At 68.4% G+C, this 1344-nt stretch carries 2 protein-coding genes; both read left to right on the top strand.

The window, feature by feature from the left end; translation table 11 throughout:
* Nucleotides 1-240: 240 nt before the first annotated feature.
* Nucleotides 241-639, top strand: a complete 399-nt coding sequence (locus AB0C29_RS48765; protein WP_360835231.1) for a GNAT family N-acetyltransferase — start codon at nt 241-243, stop codon at nt 637-639.
* Between the two features lie 217 nt (nt 640-856).
* Nucleotides 857-1327, top strand: coding sequence for a hypothetical protein (locus tag AB0C29_RS48770; RefSeq protein WP_360835233.1), 471 nt, complete (start codon nt 857-859; stop codon nt 1325-1327).
* The last annotated feature ends 17 nt before the right edge of the window (nt 1328-1344 follow it).

A 1344-nucleotide genomic window follows, 5' to 3' on the forward strand; every position in this document is an offset into this window, starting at 1 on the left:
CGCGGCGGCCGACAGCGCGCCAAGCGCCTCGTTAGCGGGTCCGGCGGTGCGGCAGGTGCCGCCTTGGCGGGTCCGGCGGCGGCCGATAGTGCGGCAGGTGCCACGTTGGCGGGTCCGGCGGCGGCCGATAGTGCGGCAAGTGCCGCGTTGGCTGCTCCCGGGGCGGCCGAAAGCGCGACTAGCGATGCGTGGGCGGCTCCCGCCGTGGCCGCGAGCGCGCCAAGCGCAGCACGGCCATCCGTGGACGTGGTGATCCACCCGGCAGCAAATGCCGAGTGGCTGGCTGCTTATCAGGCGCTCAACGGGCCCGAGGACACCTCACCAGTCGCTGAGCGAGTCCTCGCGCGGGTCCCGTCGCCGGCCGCCTTTGTGCTCATCCGGCTGGACGGCCGGGATGCCGCGATCGGGATGTTCGTGGCCGACGGCGACCGGGCCGGAGTGTTCTGCATGGCGACCCGCCAGGAGTACCGGCGTCGCGGCCTCGCGCTGACCGTCCTCGGCGCCGGAGCCCGCTGGGCGGCCGCCCAGGACTGCCACTCGCTGTATCTCCAAGTCGAAGAGGGCACCGTCGCCGCCCGTGAACTGTACTCCCGGGTAGGTTTCGCCCATTCCCACCGCTACCACTACCGGGTCCGCTGACGGCCGGGAGCGCTGACATTGCGCTGCGTCAACCCCTGGTCTCTGACAGTGGTAAATATAACTCTGCGTGACTGATCATGAGGGGTCTGGTAAGACTTCTTTCTACAGTCGACTCGTCCGATTAGTCAGTTCGCAGTGTGATCGTTGTCTTGTCGCGTGTCGTAGCGCACACTTTCGTCCGCGCGTCCGCCCCCTCCCCTGGCGCGAAGGAACCCACATGACGCAACCCCGCCAGCTCCCACCAGCACCGGTACCGCACGTCCGGAAGCGCAGCCCGATCCCTTGGGTGATCTTCGCCGTCCTCGTCGTCGTGGCCGGCATCGTGCTGGTGCCCAAGCTCCTCGACGACGGGAACGCCGACAACGGACCGCAGCCCGTAGCGGCCGCGGAGCAGGATCCGCTCCTCGTCGCGGTGCAGAAGTGCGACCCCGCCAAGAACGGTATGAAGCTCTCTGACAGCAACCGCAAGCTGACCGTCAAAGGCGTCGGGGACAAGTCCCCGGACGGCCTCTCCGCAAGCGCCATGACCTGCGTTTTCGACACTTTGCAGGTGCCCGGCGCGCTGGCCGACCGGATGTACGGCACGGTCGAGGCCGACGGCCGGTTGCAGGGCGACTGGCCCGGCTACTCGGTCTCCTGGACCAACGACCAGAACGAAGGCCTGAAGCTGATCGTCACCCGCACCTGACCACCAGACGAAAGGGG

This window comes from Actinoplanes sp. NPDC048791 (genome assembly GCF_040650095.1).
GTDB lineage: Bacteria > Actinomycetota > Actinomycetes > Mycobacteriales > Micromonosporaceae > Actinoplanes.

What these genes read in the sequence shown, in the direction of transcription:
- AB0C29_RS48770 (WP_360835233.1), top strand. Translation starts at nt 857, where the DNA reads ATGACGCAACCCCGCCAGCTCCCACCAGCACCGGTACCGCACGTCCGG.